The organism is Micromonospora sp. NPDC049151, assembly GCF_040648395.1.
Lineage (GTDB): Bacteria > Actinomycetota > Actinomycetes > Mycobacteriales > Micromonosporaceae > Micromonospora.
On sequence record NZ_JBEZDP010000002.1, the window covers coordinates 117,073 to 131,861 of the forward strand.

Consider the following 14,789-nt stretch of genomic DNA (forward strand, 5'->3'; position numbering starts at 1 on the left):
TGGTGGTGGGGGTGCGCGGCGCTCCCGGGGTTCAGTGCGCCGGCGGGCGTTGGCCGTACACGTTCTGGTAGCGGTCGTAGAGCGAGTCGATGTCGGCCGGCGCGATCGGCACCGGCTGCCCGAGCGCACGGGCCAGGTGGGCGGTTCTGGCGACGTCCTCGCACATCACGGCCGCCTTGACCGCCGCCCGTGCGTCGCGGCCGATGGTGAAGACGCCGTGGTTGCGCATGAGCACCGCGGGTGAGCGGTGCCCGGACAGCGTGCTGACGATGCCCTTGCCGATGTCGTCGCCGCCGATCAGCGCGAACGGTCCGATCGGGATCTCCCCGCCGAACTCGTCGGCCTGCGCGGTCAGCCAGCACGGGATCGCCTCGCCGCGGGCCGCCCAGGCGGTGGCGTACCCGCTGTGGGTGTGCACGACGCCGCCGACCTCGGGCATCGCGCGGTAGACGTAGGCGTGCGCGGCGGTGTCGCTGGACGGGGCGCCGTCGCCGTCGACCACAGTGCCACCCAGGTCGCAGACCACCATGGCCTCGGCGGTCAGGTCGTCGTAGTCGACCCCGCTGGGCTTGATGACCATCAGGTCCTGACCGGGTACGCGGGCCGACACGTTGCCGGCGGTCCAGGCCACCAGGTCGTAGCGGGTCAGTTCGCGGTGCAGGCGGGCCACCGTCTCGCGCAGCGCGTCGACCTGGCTGTTCATCCGACCACCTCCAGGGTCGCGGGGGCGCGGTCCGCGGCGGCGTCGGCCGCCGCGTTGCGGATCGCCCGCAGGCGGAGCATCACGTCGTTCGCGCCGCGACCGAAGTGGTCGTGCAGCGCGCGGTACTCGGCGTACAGGGCGTCGTACGCCCGCACGTTCTCCGGCACGGGCCGGTAGACGGCCTCGTCGATGCGCCCCATCGCGGCGGACGCCTCGTGGATCGTCGGGTACGCCCCGGCGGCGACAGCCGCGTGGACGGCCGAGCCGAGCGCCGGGCCCTGGGCGGAGCCGATGATGCTCAGCGGCCGGTTCGTGACGTCGGCGTAGATCTGCATGAGCAGCCGGTTGGAGGTGAGCCCGCCGGCCACCACCAGGTCGTCGACCGGCACGCCGGCCTGCGCGAACGCCTCGACGATCATCCGGGTGCCGTACGCGGTGGCCTCCAGCAGCGCCCGGTAGACGTCCGGCGGCCGGGTGGCGAGCGTCAGCCCGACGACCATGCCGCTGAGGTCGTGGTTGACCAGCAGGGACCGGTTGCCGTTCCACCAGTCCAGCGCCACCAGGCCGTGCGCGCCGACCGGCTGGGCGGCGGCGGCCTCGGTGAGCCGCTCGTGCGAGTCGAACCCGGCCGGGGCGGCGTGGCGGACGAACCAGCCGAAGATGTCCCCCACGCCGCTCTGCCCGGCCTCGAAGCCCCAGGCGCCGGTGCTGATGCCGCCGTCGACCACGCCGCACATGCCCGGCACCTCGGCCGGGTGGGTGCCGTTGAGCACGTGACAGGTGGAGGTGCCCATGATGGCGACCAGCCGGCCCGGGCGCAGCGCCTGGGCGGCGGCGGCCGTGACGTGCGCGTCGACGTTGCCGACCGCTACCGCGATGCCCTCGGGCAGACCGGTCCAGGCGGCGGCGCGGGCGCCGAGCGTGCCGGCCCGCGCGCCCAGCGGCAGCAGCGGACCGTCCAGCTTGGCCACGAAGTCGGTGAAACCGGGATCGAGGGCGGCCAGGTAGTCCGGCGACGGGTACCGGCCGTCCTGCCGGATGCCCTTGTAGCCGGCGGTGCAGACGTTGCGCGTCTCGGCGTCGCAGAGCTGCCACACGATCCAGTCGGCGGCCTCGATGAAGCGCTCGGCCCGCCGGTAGACCTCCGGGTCCTCCTCCAGGATCTGCAGGCCCTTGGCGAACTGCCACTCCGCGGAGATCTTGCCGCCGTAGCGGCCGAGCCACGGCTCGCCGCGTTCGGCCGCCAGCGCGTTGATCCGGTCGGCGTGCGGCTGCGCGGCGTGGTGCTTCCAGAGCTTCACCCAGGCGTGCGGCCGTTCGCGCAGCTCCGGGAGCTCGCACAGCGGTGTGCCGTCGGCGAGCGTGGGAAGCACAGTGCAGGCGGTGAAGTCGGTGCCGATGCCCACCACCCGGGACGGGTCGACGCCGGCTTCGGCGAGCGCCGCCGGCACGGCGTTGCGCAGCACCTCGCGGTAGTCGTCCGGGTCCTGCAGGGCCCAGTCCGGGGGCAGTGCCGGGCCGCCGTCGGGTAGCGCGGTCTCGATGACCCCGCGCCGGTACTCGTGCACCGCCGTGCCGAGTTCGGCACCGTCCCGGACGCGGACCACGAGCGCCCGCCCGGACAGCGTGCCGAAATCGACCCCGATCACGTACCGGTCGGACGTGTCCACTTCGCTCATTTGCACCTCCGCCGTGTCACGGGGATAGTGTTAGCGCTCACATATACATCCGTCAAGACACGTCCGGGCAACAGGTGCGTAACGAGGATCGGCTCTTCCGGACACGCCCCGACCGGCCCGGACGGACCGGCGCGGCCACCGCCCAGGGAGATCCACACGGGCGCGCCGCCGGCCCGGTCCCCAGCTCTGGAAAACAGCGATGTTAGCGACAACAATCGATGCCTTCGGAGATCGCCAAGCGGGCGCAGCCGGCACCATGGCCCGGAGTGCCGGGGGGATGCCGTTCGGGCCCTCACGGTGCCGCTCAGCGGCACTTTTCCCGGCCGCGCCACCCGCCTGAGCGGTGGTCGCCGCCGTCGCCGCAGGGGCCTCTGCTATTTACAGGCCTGGATGTCAGCGATAACATTCTCGCCATCCCAGCTTCGTGGCGCCGCCGTCCGGGAAACCCCGGCGCCGCAGCCGGGCGGCGACGTGGACGGCGACCCCGTCGACCGCCGGACCCACCACCCACGAGCGCCCGCCGGTGACCGGCCGGCCCCTCTCGACTGCCGTGCCGCGTACGCCCGGTGCCCCACGGGCGACGTCGTGCGCTCGGCGGGCCGCTCCCAACCGGACGCCGGCACGGCCGGCGCCCGGCGACCGAGGAGGATCAGTGCGCAGATGGACCCGACGGACGCTCGCCGTCCTGGGCGTCGCGGCGGTGGCGCTCGCCGCCACAGTCACCGGCCAGGCGATGGCCCCGCGTCCCGCCCAGGCGCTGAACAACGGCGTCGCCCGTACCCCGCCGATGGGCTGGAACACCTGGAACACCTTCGGCTGCAACATCAACGAGACCCTCATCCGCCAGACCGCCGACGCGATCGTCAGCAACGGCCTGCGCGACCTCGGATACAAGTACGTCGTCGTGGACGACTGCTGGTTCGACCCGAACCGGGACGCGCAGGGCAACCTCCAGGCGCACCCGCAGCGGTTCCCCAGCGGGATGAGGTCGCTCGGTGACTACCTGCACGCCCGCGGCCTGCTGTTCGGCATCTACCAGGTGCCGCTGGACAAGACCTGCGCCCAGGTCGGCGGCGCGTTCCCCGGCGCCACCGGCAGCCTCAACCACGAGTACCAGGACGCCCGCCAGTTCGCCGCGTGGGGCGTGGACTACCTGAAGTACGACTGGTGCTCCTCCACCGGCACCATAAACGACCAGGTGGCGCGGTTCGGGATCATGCGCGACGCGCTGGCCGCCACCGGCCGGCCGATCGTCTACAGCATCAACCCCAACAGCTACCACGCCAAGACCGGGCCGCAGCGCAACTGGAGCGACGTGGCGAACCTGTGGCGGACCACCGAGGACATCACGAACGCGTGGAACACCGGCCAGACAAACGGCTACCCGATGGGCATCCAGAACATCGTCGACGTCACGGTGCCCCTGGCCGGGTACGCCGGCCCCGGCGGGTTCAACGACCCGGACATGCTCGAAGTCGGCCGGGGCGGGATGAACGACACCGAGATGCGCAGCCACTTCGCGCTCTGGTCGATCCTGGCCTCGCCGCTGATGATGGGCAACGACGTACGTTCGGCGAACGCGGCCACCCTCGCCATCCTGCGCAACGCGAACCTGGTCGCGATCAACCAGGACACGCTCGGCCGCCAGGCGGTCCAGGTCTCCTTCGACGGCACCCGCCGGGTGCTGGCCAAGCCGCTCGCAAACGGCGACGTCGCGGTGGCCCTGTTCAACCAGGGCGGCTCGACCACCACCGTCTCCACCACGGCGGCGGCGGTGGGCAAGAGCGGCAGCTCGTTCACGTTGCGCGACGCGTGGACCGACGCCACGTCCACCAGCACCGGGACGATCTCGGCGAGCGTGCCCGCGCACGGCACGGTGGTCTACCGGGTCAGCGGGGGCGGCACCACCACCCCGCCTCCGGTCCCGACCACGTTCCGGCTGCGCAGCGAGTCGTCCGGCCGGTGCCTCGACGTCGACAACGCCGGCACCGCCAACGGGACCGGAACGCTGATCTGGGACTGCCACACCAACGCCAACCAGCAGTTCACCGCCAACGGGCAGGCGTTGCAGGTGCTCGGCAAGTGCCTGGACGTGCCGACCAGCGCGACGGCCGGCACCCGGGTGCAGATCTGGGACTGCAACGGCGGCACCAACCAGCAGTGGACGTTCAACGGCAACGGCACGGTGAGCAACGTGCGCTTCCCGTCGCTGTGCCTGGACGTCGACAACGCGGGCACCGCGAACGGCACCCGGGTCATCCTCTGGACCTGCCACGGCAACACCAACCAGCGGTGGAGCCGGGCGTGAGCGGCTACCGCCGGTGAACGGCGGCCGGCCGGACGAAGGGGCGAGCGTCCGGCCGGCCGTCACCGGGCGCCGGCGGCCCGGCGCTTGTTCCAGATGTCGAACGCCACCGCGACGAGCAGCACCAGGCCCTTCACCACCGACTGGACCGACTGGTCGATGCTCATGAGCTGCATCCCGTTGCTCATCACCGCCATGATCAGGCCACCCACCATGGCGCCGACCACGGTGCCGACGCCACCGGTGACCGCCGCGCCGCCGATGAACGCCGCGGCGATCGCGTCCAGCTCGAACATGTTCCCCGCCGCCGGCTGGGCCCCGTTGGAGCGGGACGAGTAGATCACGCCCGCCACCCCGGACAGGAAGCCCATGTTGACGAAGATCCAGAAGTTGACCCGCTTCACCCGTACGCCGGACAGCATCGCCGCCGGCAGGTTGCCGCCGATCGCGTACACCCGGCGGCCGAACACCGTCCGGCGGGTGAGCAGGCCGTAGACGAGCACGAGCACGGCGAGCACGATCAGCACGATCGGCAGGCCCCGGGCGTGGGCGAGCTGCCAGGCGAACCACATGACCACGGCGCCGACCACCACGACCCGCAGGACGAACAGCGGGAACGACTCCACCGGCTGCTCGTGGCGCACCCGGGCGACCCGGGTGCGGAACACGCTCGCGGCGTACCCGACCACCGCGAACGCGCCGATGAACAGCGTGAACGCGTCGTAGCCCTGGCCGCCCAGCAGTCCGTTGAGGAACCCTGCGGCCACCCGCTGGTACTCCTCGGGGAACGGCGACAACGAGATGTTGTCCAGCACGCGCAGCGTCAGGCCACGGAACAGGAGCATGCCGGCCAGGGTGACGATGAACGCCGGGATGCCGGCGTACGCGACCCAGAGGCCGTGCCACGCGCCGACCGCGACACCCACCGCGAGCGCGGCCAGGACGCCTACCCACCAGGGCAGGCCCTCGCGGATGACGAGCACCGCCGAGACCGCTCCGGTGAGCGCCACCACCGATCCCACCGACAGGTCGATGTGCCCGCCGATGATCACGATGACCATGCCGATCGCGAGCACCAGGATGTAGGAGTACTGCAGGACGATGTTCGTCAGGTTGCCGGGGCTCAGCGAGACGCCGTCGGTGAGGACCGCGAACAGCGCCACGATCACCACCAGGGCGATGTAGATGCCGCTCTGCCGCAGGTTGCCCAGGATCAGCGTGCGCGGGTCACTGGTGCCGGTGTGCAGGGTCGCCGCCGCGCCGGTGTCCGGGGTGGCGATCTTCGTGGCGGGGGGAGGCTTCGTGCTGGTCATCGGACGAGATCCCTGTCCTTGGTCATGAGTTCCATCAGGTTCTCCTGGGTGGCGTCGGCCACCGGCATCTCCCCGGTGATCTGTCCGGCCGCCAGGGTGTAGATGCGGTCGCACATGCCGAGCAGCTCGGGCAGTTCGGAGGAGATGAGCACGACGGCCTTGCCGTCGGCCACCAGCCGGTTGACGATCGTGTAGATCTCGAACTTGGCACCCACGTCGATGCCCCGGGTCGGCTCGTCGAGGATCAGCACGTCCGGGTCGGTGAACAGCCACTTCGCCAGCACGACCTTCTGCTGGTTGCCGCCGGAGAGCTTGCCCACCACCGACATCACCGTCGGCGCCTTGATGTTCATGTCGCGCCGCCCCCGCTCGGCGACCTGGATCTCCCGGTTGCCGTCGATCCAGCCACGGTGGGCCAGCTTGTCGAGCGCGGCGGCGGAGACGTTGCCCCGCACGTCGTCGATCAGGTTGAGGCCGTAGTGCTTGCGGTCCTCGGTGGCGTACGCGATGCCGTTGGCGATGGCCTCGGCCACCGTGCGCGCCCGCACCTCGTGGCCCTTGACGAACAGCCGGCCGCGGATGTCCCGGCCGTACGACCGGCCGAACACGCTCATCGCCAGCTCGGTGCGCCCGGCGCCCATCAGGCCGGCGATGCCGACCACCTCGCCGGCCCGCACGCGCAGCGAGGCCCGGTCGACGACCAGGCGGTCCTGGGTCGGGTGGCGCACCGACCAGTCCTCGATCCGCAGCACCTCCTCGCCGGGCGTCACGCTGCGGGTCGGGTAGAAGGCGGCCAGGTCGCGACCGACCATGCCGCGGATGATCCGGTCCTGGGTGACGGCGCCGTCGGACATGTCCAGCGTCTCGACGGTACGGCCGTCGCGGATCACAGTCGTCGAGTCGGCGACGGCGGTGATCTCGCCGAGCTTGTGCGAGATCATGATGCAGGTGATGCCCTGGTCGCGCAGCCGGCGCAGCAGGTCCAGCAGGTGCGCCGAGTCGACGTCGTTGAGCGCCGCGGTCGGCTCGTCGAGGATCAGCAGCCGGACCCGCTTGGACAACGCCTTGGCGATCTCCACGAGTTGCTGCTTGCCGACACCGAGCTGGATGACCGGGGTGACCGGGTTCTCGTGCAGCCCGACCGACCGCAGCAACGCCGCGGCCTCCGCGTTCGTCCGGTGCCAGTCGATGAGCCCGCTGCGGCCACGGCGCTCGTTGCCGAGGAAGATGTTCTCGGCGATCGACAGGTAGGGCACCAGGGCCAGTTCCTGGTGGATGATCACGATGCCGCGGGCCTCGCTGTCCTGGATCCCCCGGAACCCGACCGGCTCGCCGTCGAAGACGATCTGACCGTCGTAGCTGCCCGCCGGATGGACGCCGGACAGCACCTTCATCAGGGTGGACTTGCCGGCGCCGTTCTCACCGCAGATCGCGTGGATCTCGCCGCGCCGTACGGCGAGCGAGACGTCCTGGAGCGCGGTCACCCCGGGGAAGGTCTTCGTGATGCCACGCATCTCGAGGATGTGATCGCTCATGGGTATCCGTCCTGCTCGTGGTCGTGGTGTCCGGAGCGGGCGGGCCCGGGGCGCGGTGGCCGCCGGGCCCGTCGCCGCGGGTCAGCCGGCCCGGCCGGCGGCCACCTCCGCCTCGGTCAGGTAGCCCGAGTCGATGAGGACGGACTTGATGTCCTCCTTGTAGACGGTCTGCACCGGCAGCAGGAAGGCGGGCACGACCTTGACGCCGTTGTTGTACGCCTTGGTCTCGTTGGCCTTCGGCTCCTCCTTGCGCAGGAACGCCTCGGCGGCGATGACCGCCTGCTCGGCCAGCAGGCGGGTGTCCTTGAACACGGTGGAGCTCTGCACGCCGTCGTTGATGAGCTTGACCGAGGCGACCTCGGCGTCCTGGCCGGTCACCACCGGCATCTTCTTCGCGCCGCCGCGGTATCCGGCGTTCTGCAGCGCGGTGATGATGCCGCGGGACAGGCCGTCGAACGGCGACAGCACGCCGTCGACCTTGCTGCCGTCGTTGTAGCTGGAGGTGAGCAGGTCCTCCATCCGCTTCTGCGCGGTCTCCTGCTGCCAGCGCAGGATGGCGGCCTGTTCGATCTTGGTCTGCCCCGACTTGACCTTCAGCGTCCCGGCGTCGAAGTACGGCTTGAGCGTGTCCATCGCGCCGTTGAAGAAGAAGCCGGCGTTGTTGTCGTCGAGCGAGCCGGCGAACAGCTCCACGTTGAACGGGCCGGTCGCGGTGCCCTTGGCGCCGTCCTTGGTGAGCAGGCCGAGCCCGACCAGGAGCGCGTTGGCCTGCGCCACCCCGACCTTGTAGTTGTCGAAGCTGACGTAGAAGCTGACGTTGGGGCTGTTGCGGATGAGCCGGTCGTAGGAGATGACCGGGATCTTCGCCGCCGCGGCGGCCTGGAGCTGGCCGCTGAGGGCGGTGCCGTCGATCGGGGCGATGACCAGCACGTCCGCGCCCTTGGTGATCATCTGGTCGATCTGCTGCGACTGGGTGGGGATGTCGTCCCCGGCGTACTGGAGGTCGACCTTGTAGCCCTTCGCCTGCAGCTTCTCCTTCACCGAGTTGCCGTCGGCGATCCAGCGTTCCGAGGTCTGGGTCGGCATCGAGACGCCGATCGTCAGGTCGCCGGGCTTGGCCGAGCTGGTGTCTCCGCCGCCTCCCGCGCCCTCACCGCTGCAGGCGGTCAGGCTGATCACGAGCGCGGCACCGCTGAGTGCGGCCAGAAGTCGTCTGCGCACGAGCGTCCTCCCTGTCGTGGCGGTCCCTGTGACACAGGTAACCCTCACGGGGAGTGTTAACGCTCACAAGTTGCCCCGTCAACCAATCGCGCGAAATGCGCATGTCTCTTTCTCGTAACAGAGACGACGGTCCAGGTCGGACGGGACACGGGGTGGAGTACCGCGGGGGCGACGGCACGCCGCCCCCGCGGTCACCCGGTTCAGCTGGCGGAGCAGGTGGGCGTCATGCCCGATCCGCTGCCGTTGCCCTGGAAACCGAACTCGGTGCTCTGACCGGCGCCGAGCTGGCCGTTGTAGTCCACGTTCGTGAACCGCACCGTGCCGCTGTTCCCGCTGGCCGTCGCGCTCCAGGTGTTCGTGATGCTCGCGCCGCCCGGCAGCGTCATGCTGACGGTCCAGCCCCGGGTGCCCGACGAGCCCGCCGTCACCCTCACCGTCGCCACGAACCCGCCGGTCCACGAGTTCAGCGTCACCGACGCCGAACATCCGCCCTGACCCGGCGGCGGCGTGGTCGGGTTGTTCGGTGGCGGGGTGGTCGGGTTGTTCGGCGGCGGGGTGGTGGTCGGCGGCGGGTTGTTGGTGCCGGAGTTCAGCGCGTCGAGCACCGCGTTGTACGCCGCCTTCTTGTTGCCCCCGCAGTCGAACAGCAGCGCGTTGTCCGAGCCGCGCCACGAGTCGCAGTCCCGCACGCCCCACACGGTGATGCCGGCGCAGCGCGACACCGCCAGGCAGGCGCGGGTGACGGCGGCGTAGATGTTCGCCTGGTTACCGCCGGTCATCACGTCCAGCTCGGTGATCTGCACCTCGACGCCCAGGTCGGCGAAGCGCTGGAGGTTGGCCTGGTAGTCGCCGGGGATCGTGGTGCCCAGGTGCGACTGGAAGCCGACGCAGTCGATCGGCACGCCGCGCGACTTGAAGTCGCGGACCATGTTGTAGATGCCCGTCGACTTCGCGTTGATGCCGTCGGTGTTGTAGTCGTTGTAGCAGAGCTTCGCGCCCGGGTCGGCCGCGCGGGCCGCCCGGAACGCCGCCTCGATCCAGTCGTTGCCGGTGCGCTGGAGGTTCGAGTCACGGCGACCGCCGCTGCCGCCGTCGGCGAACGCCTCGTTCACCACGTCCCAGGCGTAGATCTGGCCCCGGAAGTGGGTCGCCACCTGGGTGACGTGGTTGATCGCCGCGTTGCGCAGCGCGGTGCCGGACAGGCCCTGCGCCCAGCTCGGCTGCTGCTGGTGCCAGAGCAGGGCGTGCCCGCGCACGCTCATCCCGTTGGCCCTGGCGTGGCTGACCAGCCGGTCACCGCCGGTGTAGGAGAACCGCCCCTGCTGGGGCTCGGTGGCGTCCCACTTCATCTCGTTCTCGGCCACCACGGAGTTGAACTCGCGGTTCAGCACCGTGGTGTACGTGTTGTCGGACAGCTTGCCGGTGGCGACCGCGGCACCGAAGTAGCGGCCCTTCTCGGCCGCCGCCGCGCGCAGCGTCGTGCCGGCGCTCGCGGACGGCGCCAGGGCCACCGCCATCCCGGCGGCGAGCGCGCCGGCCAGGATGCCGGTGGTCAGCAAGGCTCTCTTTCGTCTCATGCGGATTCCTCTTCCGGGGGTTACGCGATGGTGGTGGTGCGACGTCCCGACCCCGCGTCCGGTGGCGGTGTCGGGGTACGACCAGCGCGGCTCGCCCGGTGAGCCTTGCGGTGCTCATGCCCTGCCATCGACTGTGAGCGATAACATCCCCCAGCGTCAACCCCTGCCCTAGGGATAGACGTCCTCGTGCGCCTTGCGGTAGTCGGCGATCTCGTCCAACCGCCCGGCGGCCGCGTACCTCACCCAGGCCGGGTTGCCCAGCAGCGCGCGGCCGAGCGCGACCAGGTCGAACTCCCCGTCCGCCAGCCGCGCGGCCAGCCCCGCCACCGACTCCGGTCCGGCCGGGCGCAGGAAGTCCCGCCGCAGCCCCACCGAGCCGACGGTGATCGCCGGCAGGCCGGTGAGGCGCTTGGCCCAGCCGGCCAGGTTCAGCGCCGAGCCGGCGAACGCCGGTTGCCAGAAGCGCCGTTGCGAGGCGTGCAGGACGTCCGCGCCGGCCTCGGCGAACGCGGTGAGGATCCGCGCCAGCTCGGCCGGGGTCTCGGCGATCCGCGCGTCGAACGCACGCTCCTTGAACTGGGAGAACCGCACGATCACCGGTCGGCCCGCCGGGACCCGCGCGCGTACCGCACGCACCACCGCCGCCGGGAACGCCGCCCGCCGGGCCGGTGAGCCACCGAACGTGTCGGTCCGGCGGTTCGTGTACGGCCAGAGGAACTCGTCCAGCAGGTAACCGTGCGCGGCGTGGATCTCGATCGCGTCGAACCCGGCCCGGACCGCCACCTCCGCCGCGTCCGCGTACGCCGCCAGCAGGGCGTCCGCGTCGGCGACGGTCATCGCGTGCGGCACCGGGCGGCCCGGCTCGCGTACTCCCGAGGGGGTCCAGGCCGGACGGCCGTCCACCGGTTCGCGGAGGCTGCCCAGATGCCACAGTTGCGCGGCGATCCGGCCGCCGGCGGCGTGCACCGCCTCGACCACGCCCCGCCAGCCGGCCTCGGCCGCGCCGGCGGTCATCCGGGGCACGGTGTCCTCGTGGCCGGCGCTGGGATGGTCGACGAGCACGCCCTCGGTGACGATCAGGCCGATGCCCGCCGCGGCTCGGCGCCCGTAGTAGTCGGCCATGTGCGCTGTCGGCACGCCACCCGGCGCGCGGTTACGGGTCATCGGCGCCATCACGAAGCGGGACGCCAACGGCAGTCCGGCGACGGTGACCGGCTCCAGCAGCGGCGCCAGCGGCGATGCGGTGTCCAGTGTCGCGTTCATGACCCGACGCTAGGAGTTGACACCGGTGTCAAGGGCAAGCGTTCAGGCGGCCGGTTCCCGGGTGTCCCCGGTCACCGTCATGTCGGCCACCACGTCGTCGAGCACCGCGACGGCGTGCGCGAGCCGCGCCATCTCCGCTGTCATCCGTGCCCGCTCCTCGCGCAGCCGGTCGGTGAGCCACGAGGTGCGGATCTCCGGATCGGTCACGCAGGGCAGCAGCTCGGCCATCCGGCGACTGCTGAGGCCGGCGTCGAACAGCCGCTGGATGAGCCGGACCCGCTCCACCGCCGGCTCGGCGAAGACCCGCTGCCCGCTCGGCGTCCGCAGGGCGGCGAGCAGGCCCTGCTGCTCGTAGTACCGGATGGACCGGGCGCTGACCCCGGTACGCGCCGACAGCTCCCCGATCCGCATCGCGCCTCCCCGCTCGCCGGACCTCCATCATCGAGCATGCCGCGCCGGTCAGGACAGCAGCTCGACGTAGCCGTCGGTGCCGTGCACGCGGATCCGCCCGCCGTCGGGGATCAGCCGGGTCGCGTCCGGCACCGCGACCACCGCGGGCAGGCCGTACTCGCGGGCGATCACCGCGCCGTGCGTCATCAGGCCGCCCACCTCCGTCACCAGGCCGGCGACGGCCACGAACAGCGGCGTCCAGCTCGGATCGGTGTACGCGGTGACGAGGATGTCGCCCGGCTCCAGGTCGGCACCGGCCAGGTCCGCCACGACCCGCGCCCGCCCCTCGACGACGCCGGCCGAGACCGCCAGCCCGGCCAGGGCGCCCGGCGGCACGTCGTCGCGCCGGTACGCGCCGTCGAGCGCCTCGCCCTCGGAGGTGAGCACCCGGGGCGGGGTGAGCGCCTGGTGCGCCCGGAACTCCTCCCGGCGCCGGCGGATCAGCCCGGCGTCCACCCGGCCGGTGGCCGCGACCGCGCGGAACTCGTCGAAGGTCAGGTAGAAGACGTCCTCGGGGTCGGCGAGCACGCCGGCTCGGGTCAGCCGGCCGGCCTCGGCCGTCAGCGCCTGCTTGTAGACGGCGTAGCGGCTCACGATGTCGTACTTCGGGTACTCGCGGTAGCCGGCGAACGTCCGTACCCGCTCGATCATGGCCTGTGCCTCGGCGGCCCTGCGGTCGCCGTCGGGCAGCGCGCGCAGGCGGTCGAGCACCTCCCGGGCCTTGGCCTCGGCCCGCTCCCGGCCGTGGGCGAAGCGGCGCGCGGCGGCGCCCGGGGCGAAGGTGCGGACGTTGTCCAGGATCAGCGGCACGAGCGTGGCGGGCCGCTCGCTCCACCGGGGCCGGCTGATGTCGATCTCCCCGACGCAGCGCATGCCGTACCGGTCGAGGTAGCCGGCGATGGCGTCGCGCGCCCGCGCGCCGCCCGGCAGCTTCGGCAGCTCGTCCAGGAAGTCGTCGCCTGCGGCGTCCCGCAGGAACGCCACCACCTCGGGGTACGCGCGGATCACGTCGGCCACGTCGAGCAGCGCCAGCCCCATCTCCGCGGTGACGTTGCCGGGTGCGGACAGCGTGAGCGTGTCGGTCGCGCCGCGCTCGCCGAGCCACTCCCCCAGCCTGTCGTCGAGCCACCAGGCGGCCTGCATTCCCGCCATGATCACCTGGCCGCTCAGCGGGTCGGTGAGCACCCGCTTGTGTTCGGCGAACGCGCCGGTCAGGAAGTCGAACAGCTCGGTTCCGGATCGGCCGCGGATGTCGCGGCGCAGGGCGGCGACGGACGCCCGGCTGCGCTCGACCAGCGTGGCGACGATCGCCGGGTCGGTGTCGATCGGGGGCGGCGGGCCGCCGGCCGGGCGGGCGGCCGGGGCCGGATCCGGCGCGGCCGGCAGGACGTCGCGGGCGAGGATCGTCTCCAGCGCGTCCCGGGTGAGCGGGTCGGCCCGGCCGATCATGTCCAGGAACGCGGCACGGCCTGCCCGGGTGGCCAGGTGCGGCGTGGCGTCGACGAACAGCCGGCCGCCCGCCTCGTGCATCGGCGCCATGGCGGTGAGCCGCCACATCGACAGGCCCAGCGGCGTCATCGCGTCGGTCATCATCTGCTGGTGGCCGACCGAGAGGTAGACGTGGAACCGCCCGTCAGCGGCGGCCGGCACCGGGTACAGCGTGGTGATCGGCCGGCTCTGGAGGATGTGGATGTCGTCCCCGGTCAGGGCCCACTCGATGTCCTGCGGGCAGCCGAAGCGCGCCTCGATCAGCCGGCCCAGCGCGGCCAGGCGTACCGCCTGGTCGCCGGTCAGCGCGGGCCGGGCCCGCCGCGCCGGATCGACCTCGGTCTCCCGGGTGCCGCCGCCTGGCGCCGCGTGCACCGCCCGGGACTTCGCGCCGATCGTCCTGGCCACCACCGCGCCGTCGCGCACCGTGAAGACGTCCGGGTTCACCAGGCCGGAGACCAGTGCCTCACCGAGACCGAAGCCGGCCTCCACCGAGACCACGGTCCGGTTTCCGGTGACCGGGTCGGCGGTGAACATGATCCCGGACGCGTCCGGCACGACCATCCGCTGCACCACCACCGCCATCTCCACGGCGCGGTCGTCGATGTCGTGCCGCCGCCGGTAGGTCACCGCCCGCTCGGTGAACAGCGAGGCCCAGCAGCGGCCGATGTGCCGCAGCACCTCGGCCGTGCCCACCACGTTCAGGTAGGTGTCCTGCTGGCCCGCGAACGAGGCGGCCGGCAGGTCCTCCGCCGTCGCGCTCGACCGCACGGCGTACGCGGCGTCCGCGCCGAGCCCGGCCAGCGCGGCGGTGACCGCCGCCGCGACCTCGCCGGGCAACGCGGTCCCCTCGACGACGCGGCGGACCTCGGCGGCGGCCGTCCGGATCGCCGCCGGGTCGTCCGCGTCCGCGCGGGCCAGCCGGTCCAGCGGGCCGGCGAGCGCCGGCGTCCGCGCCACGGCCAGCCGGAAGGCGCCGGTCGTGACGCAGAAACCACTGGGTACGCGGACCCCGTCGATCCGCGTCAACGCGCCCAGATGCGCGCCCTTGCCGCCGACCGCGGCGATGCGTGTCTCGTCCACCTCGCGCAGTTCCCACACGTACCGTCCGGCCATGCCGTGCCCCCGTTTCCGCAGCTCGATCCGCGTCGGGCGAGAATTCTGCGGCACCACCCGGGCCTTGCGGCAAGACCCGGGGTGCGATATATGTTGATAGTGGCGAGGAGATCTGTCTCCTTGCCATTCGTTTTGCGCT

General features: G+C 72.0%; 10 protein-coding genes. 1 reads left to right on the plus strand and 9 read right to left on the minus strand.

Annotated features, from left to right (window positions below):
• Positions 1 to 31 precede the first annotated feature (31 nt).
• Positions 32 to 703 carry an L-ribulose-5-phosphate 4-epimerase gene (locus AB0B20_RS03530; protein WP_357382980.1) on the minus strand — a complete coding sequence of 224 codons (672 nt, stop codon included), beginning with the start codon at positions 701 to 703 and terminating at the stop codon, positions 32 to 34.
• Positions 700 to 2,382 (minus strand): ribulokinase, encoded by a 1,683-nt coding sequence (gene araB, locus AB0B20_RS03535; RefSeq protein WP_357467786.1) that lies wholly within the window; start codon positions 2,380 to 2,382, stop codon positions 700 to 702. The genes AB0B20_RS03530 and araB overlap by 4 nt, the downstream gene beginning before the upstream one ends.
• A 652-nt stretch (positions 2,383 to 3,034) precedes the next feature.
• Here araB and AB0B20_RS03540 point away from each other — a divergent pair.
• On the plus strand, positions 3,035 to 4,690 hold the full coding sequence (locus AB0B20_RS03540) for a ricin-type beta-trefoil lectin domain protein (protein WP_357467788.1): 1,656 nt from the start codon (positions 3,035 to 3,037) through the stop codon (positions 4,688 to 4,690).
• A 59-nt stretch (positions 4,691 to 4,749) separates the two neighbouring features.
• On the opposite strand, the gene mmsB is transcribed toward AB0B20_RS03540, so the two are convergent.
• From mmsB to rph, 7 genes are all read right to left on the minus strand, one after another.
• The gene (gene mmsB / locus AB0B20_RS03545) at positions 4,750 to 6,000 is read right to left on the minus strand and encodes a multiple monosaccharide ABC transporter permease (protein WP_357382974.1); all 1,251 of its coding nucleotides are present in this window, start codon (positions 5,998 to 6,000) and stop codon (positions 4,750 to 4,752) included.
• Positions 5,997 to 7,535, minus strand: coding sequence for a multiple monosaccharide ABC transporter ATP-binding protein (gene mmsA, locus AB0B20_RS03550; RefSeq protein ID WP_357467790.1), 1,539 nt, complete (start codon positions 7,533 to 7,535; stop codon positions 5,997 to 5,999). The genes mmsB and mmsA overlap by 4 nt, the downstream gene beginning before the upstream one ends.
• A gap of 81 nt (positions 7,536 to 7,616) precedes the next feature.
• Positions 7,617 to 8,756 (minus strand): multiple monosaccharide ABC transporter substrate-binding protein, encoded by a 1,140-nt coding sequence (gene chvE / locus AB0B20_RS03555; RefSeq protein WP_357382970.1) that lies wholly within the window; start codon positions 8,754 to 8,756, stop codon positions 7,617 to 7,619.
• 200 nt (positions 8,757 to 8,956) lie between these two features.
• Positions 8,957 to 10,333 carry an endo-1,4-beta-xylanase gene (locus AB0B20_RS03560; protein ID WP_357467793.1) on the minus strand — a complete coding sequence of 459 codons (1,377 nt, stop codon included), beginning with the start codon at positions 10,331 to 10,333 and terminating at the stop codon, positions 8,957 to 8,959.
• Positions 10,334 to 10,501: 168 nt separating this feature from the next.
• A complete protein-coding gene (locus AB0B20_RS03565) occupies positions 10,502 to 11,596 on the minus strand; it encodes a 12-oxophytodienoate reductase (RefSeq protein ID WP_357467796.1) in 1,095 nt (364 codons plus the stop codon).
• Between the two features lie 42 nt (positions 11,597 to 11,638).
• A complete protein-coding gene (locus AB0B20_RS03570; RefSeq protein WP_357382964.1) occupies positions 11,639 to 12,007 on the minus strand; it encodes a MerR family transcriptional regulator in 369 nt (122 codons plus the stop codon).
• Positions 12,008 to 12,055: 48 nt separating this feature from the next.
• Complete coding sequence (gene rph / locus AB0B20_RS03575) at positions 12,056 to 14,650, minus strand: rifamycin-inactivating phosphotransferase (protein WP_357467799.1); 2,595 nt, start codon at positions 14,648 to 14,650, stop codon at positions 12,056 to 12,058.
• Between the last annotated feature and the right edge of the window lie 139 nt (positions 14,651 to 14,789).

What these genes read in the sequence shown, in the direction of transcription:
- AB0B20_RS03530 (WP_357382980.1), bottom strand. Translation starts at nt 703, where the DNA reads ATGAACAGCCAGGTCGACGCGCTGCGCGAGACGGTGGCCCGCCTGCAC.
- araB (WP_357467786.1), bottom strand. Translation starts at nt 2,382, where the DNA reads ATGAGCGAAGTGGACACGTCCGACCGGTACGTGATCGGGGTCGATTTC.
- mmsB (WP_357382974.1), bottom strand. Translation starts at nt 6,000, where the DNA reads ATGACCAGCACGAAGCCTCCCCCCGCCACGAAGATCGCCACCCCGGAC.
- mmsA (WP_357467790.1), bottom strand. Translation starts at nt 7,535, where the DNA reads ATGAGCGATCACATCCTCGAGATGCGTGGCATCACGAAGACCTTCCCC.
- AB0B20_RS03560 (WP_357467793.1), bottom strand. Translation starts at nt 10,333, where the DNA reads ATGAGACGAAAGAGAGCCTTGCTGACCACCGGCATCCTGGCCGGCGCG.
- AB0B20_RS03565 (WP_357467796.1), bottom strand. Translation starts at nt 11,596, where the DNA reads ATGAACGCGACACTGGACACCGCATCGCCGCTGGCGCCGCTGCTGGAG.
- AB0B20_RS03570 (WP_357382964.1), bottom strand. Translation starts at nt 12,007, where the DNA reads ATGCGGATCGGGGAGCTGTCGGCGCGTACCGGGGTCAGCGCCCGGTCC.
- rph (WP_357467799.1), bottom strand. Translation starts at nt 14,650, where the DNA reads ATGGCCGGACGGTACGTGTGGGAACTGCGCGAGGTGGACGAGACACGC.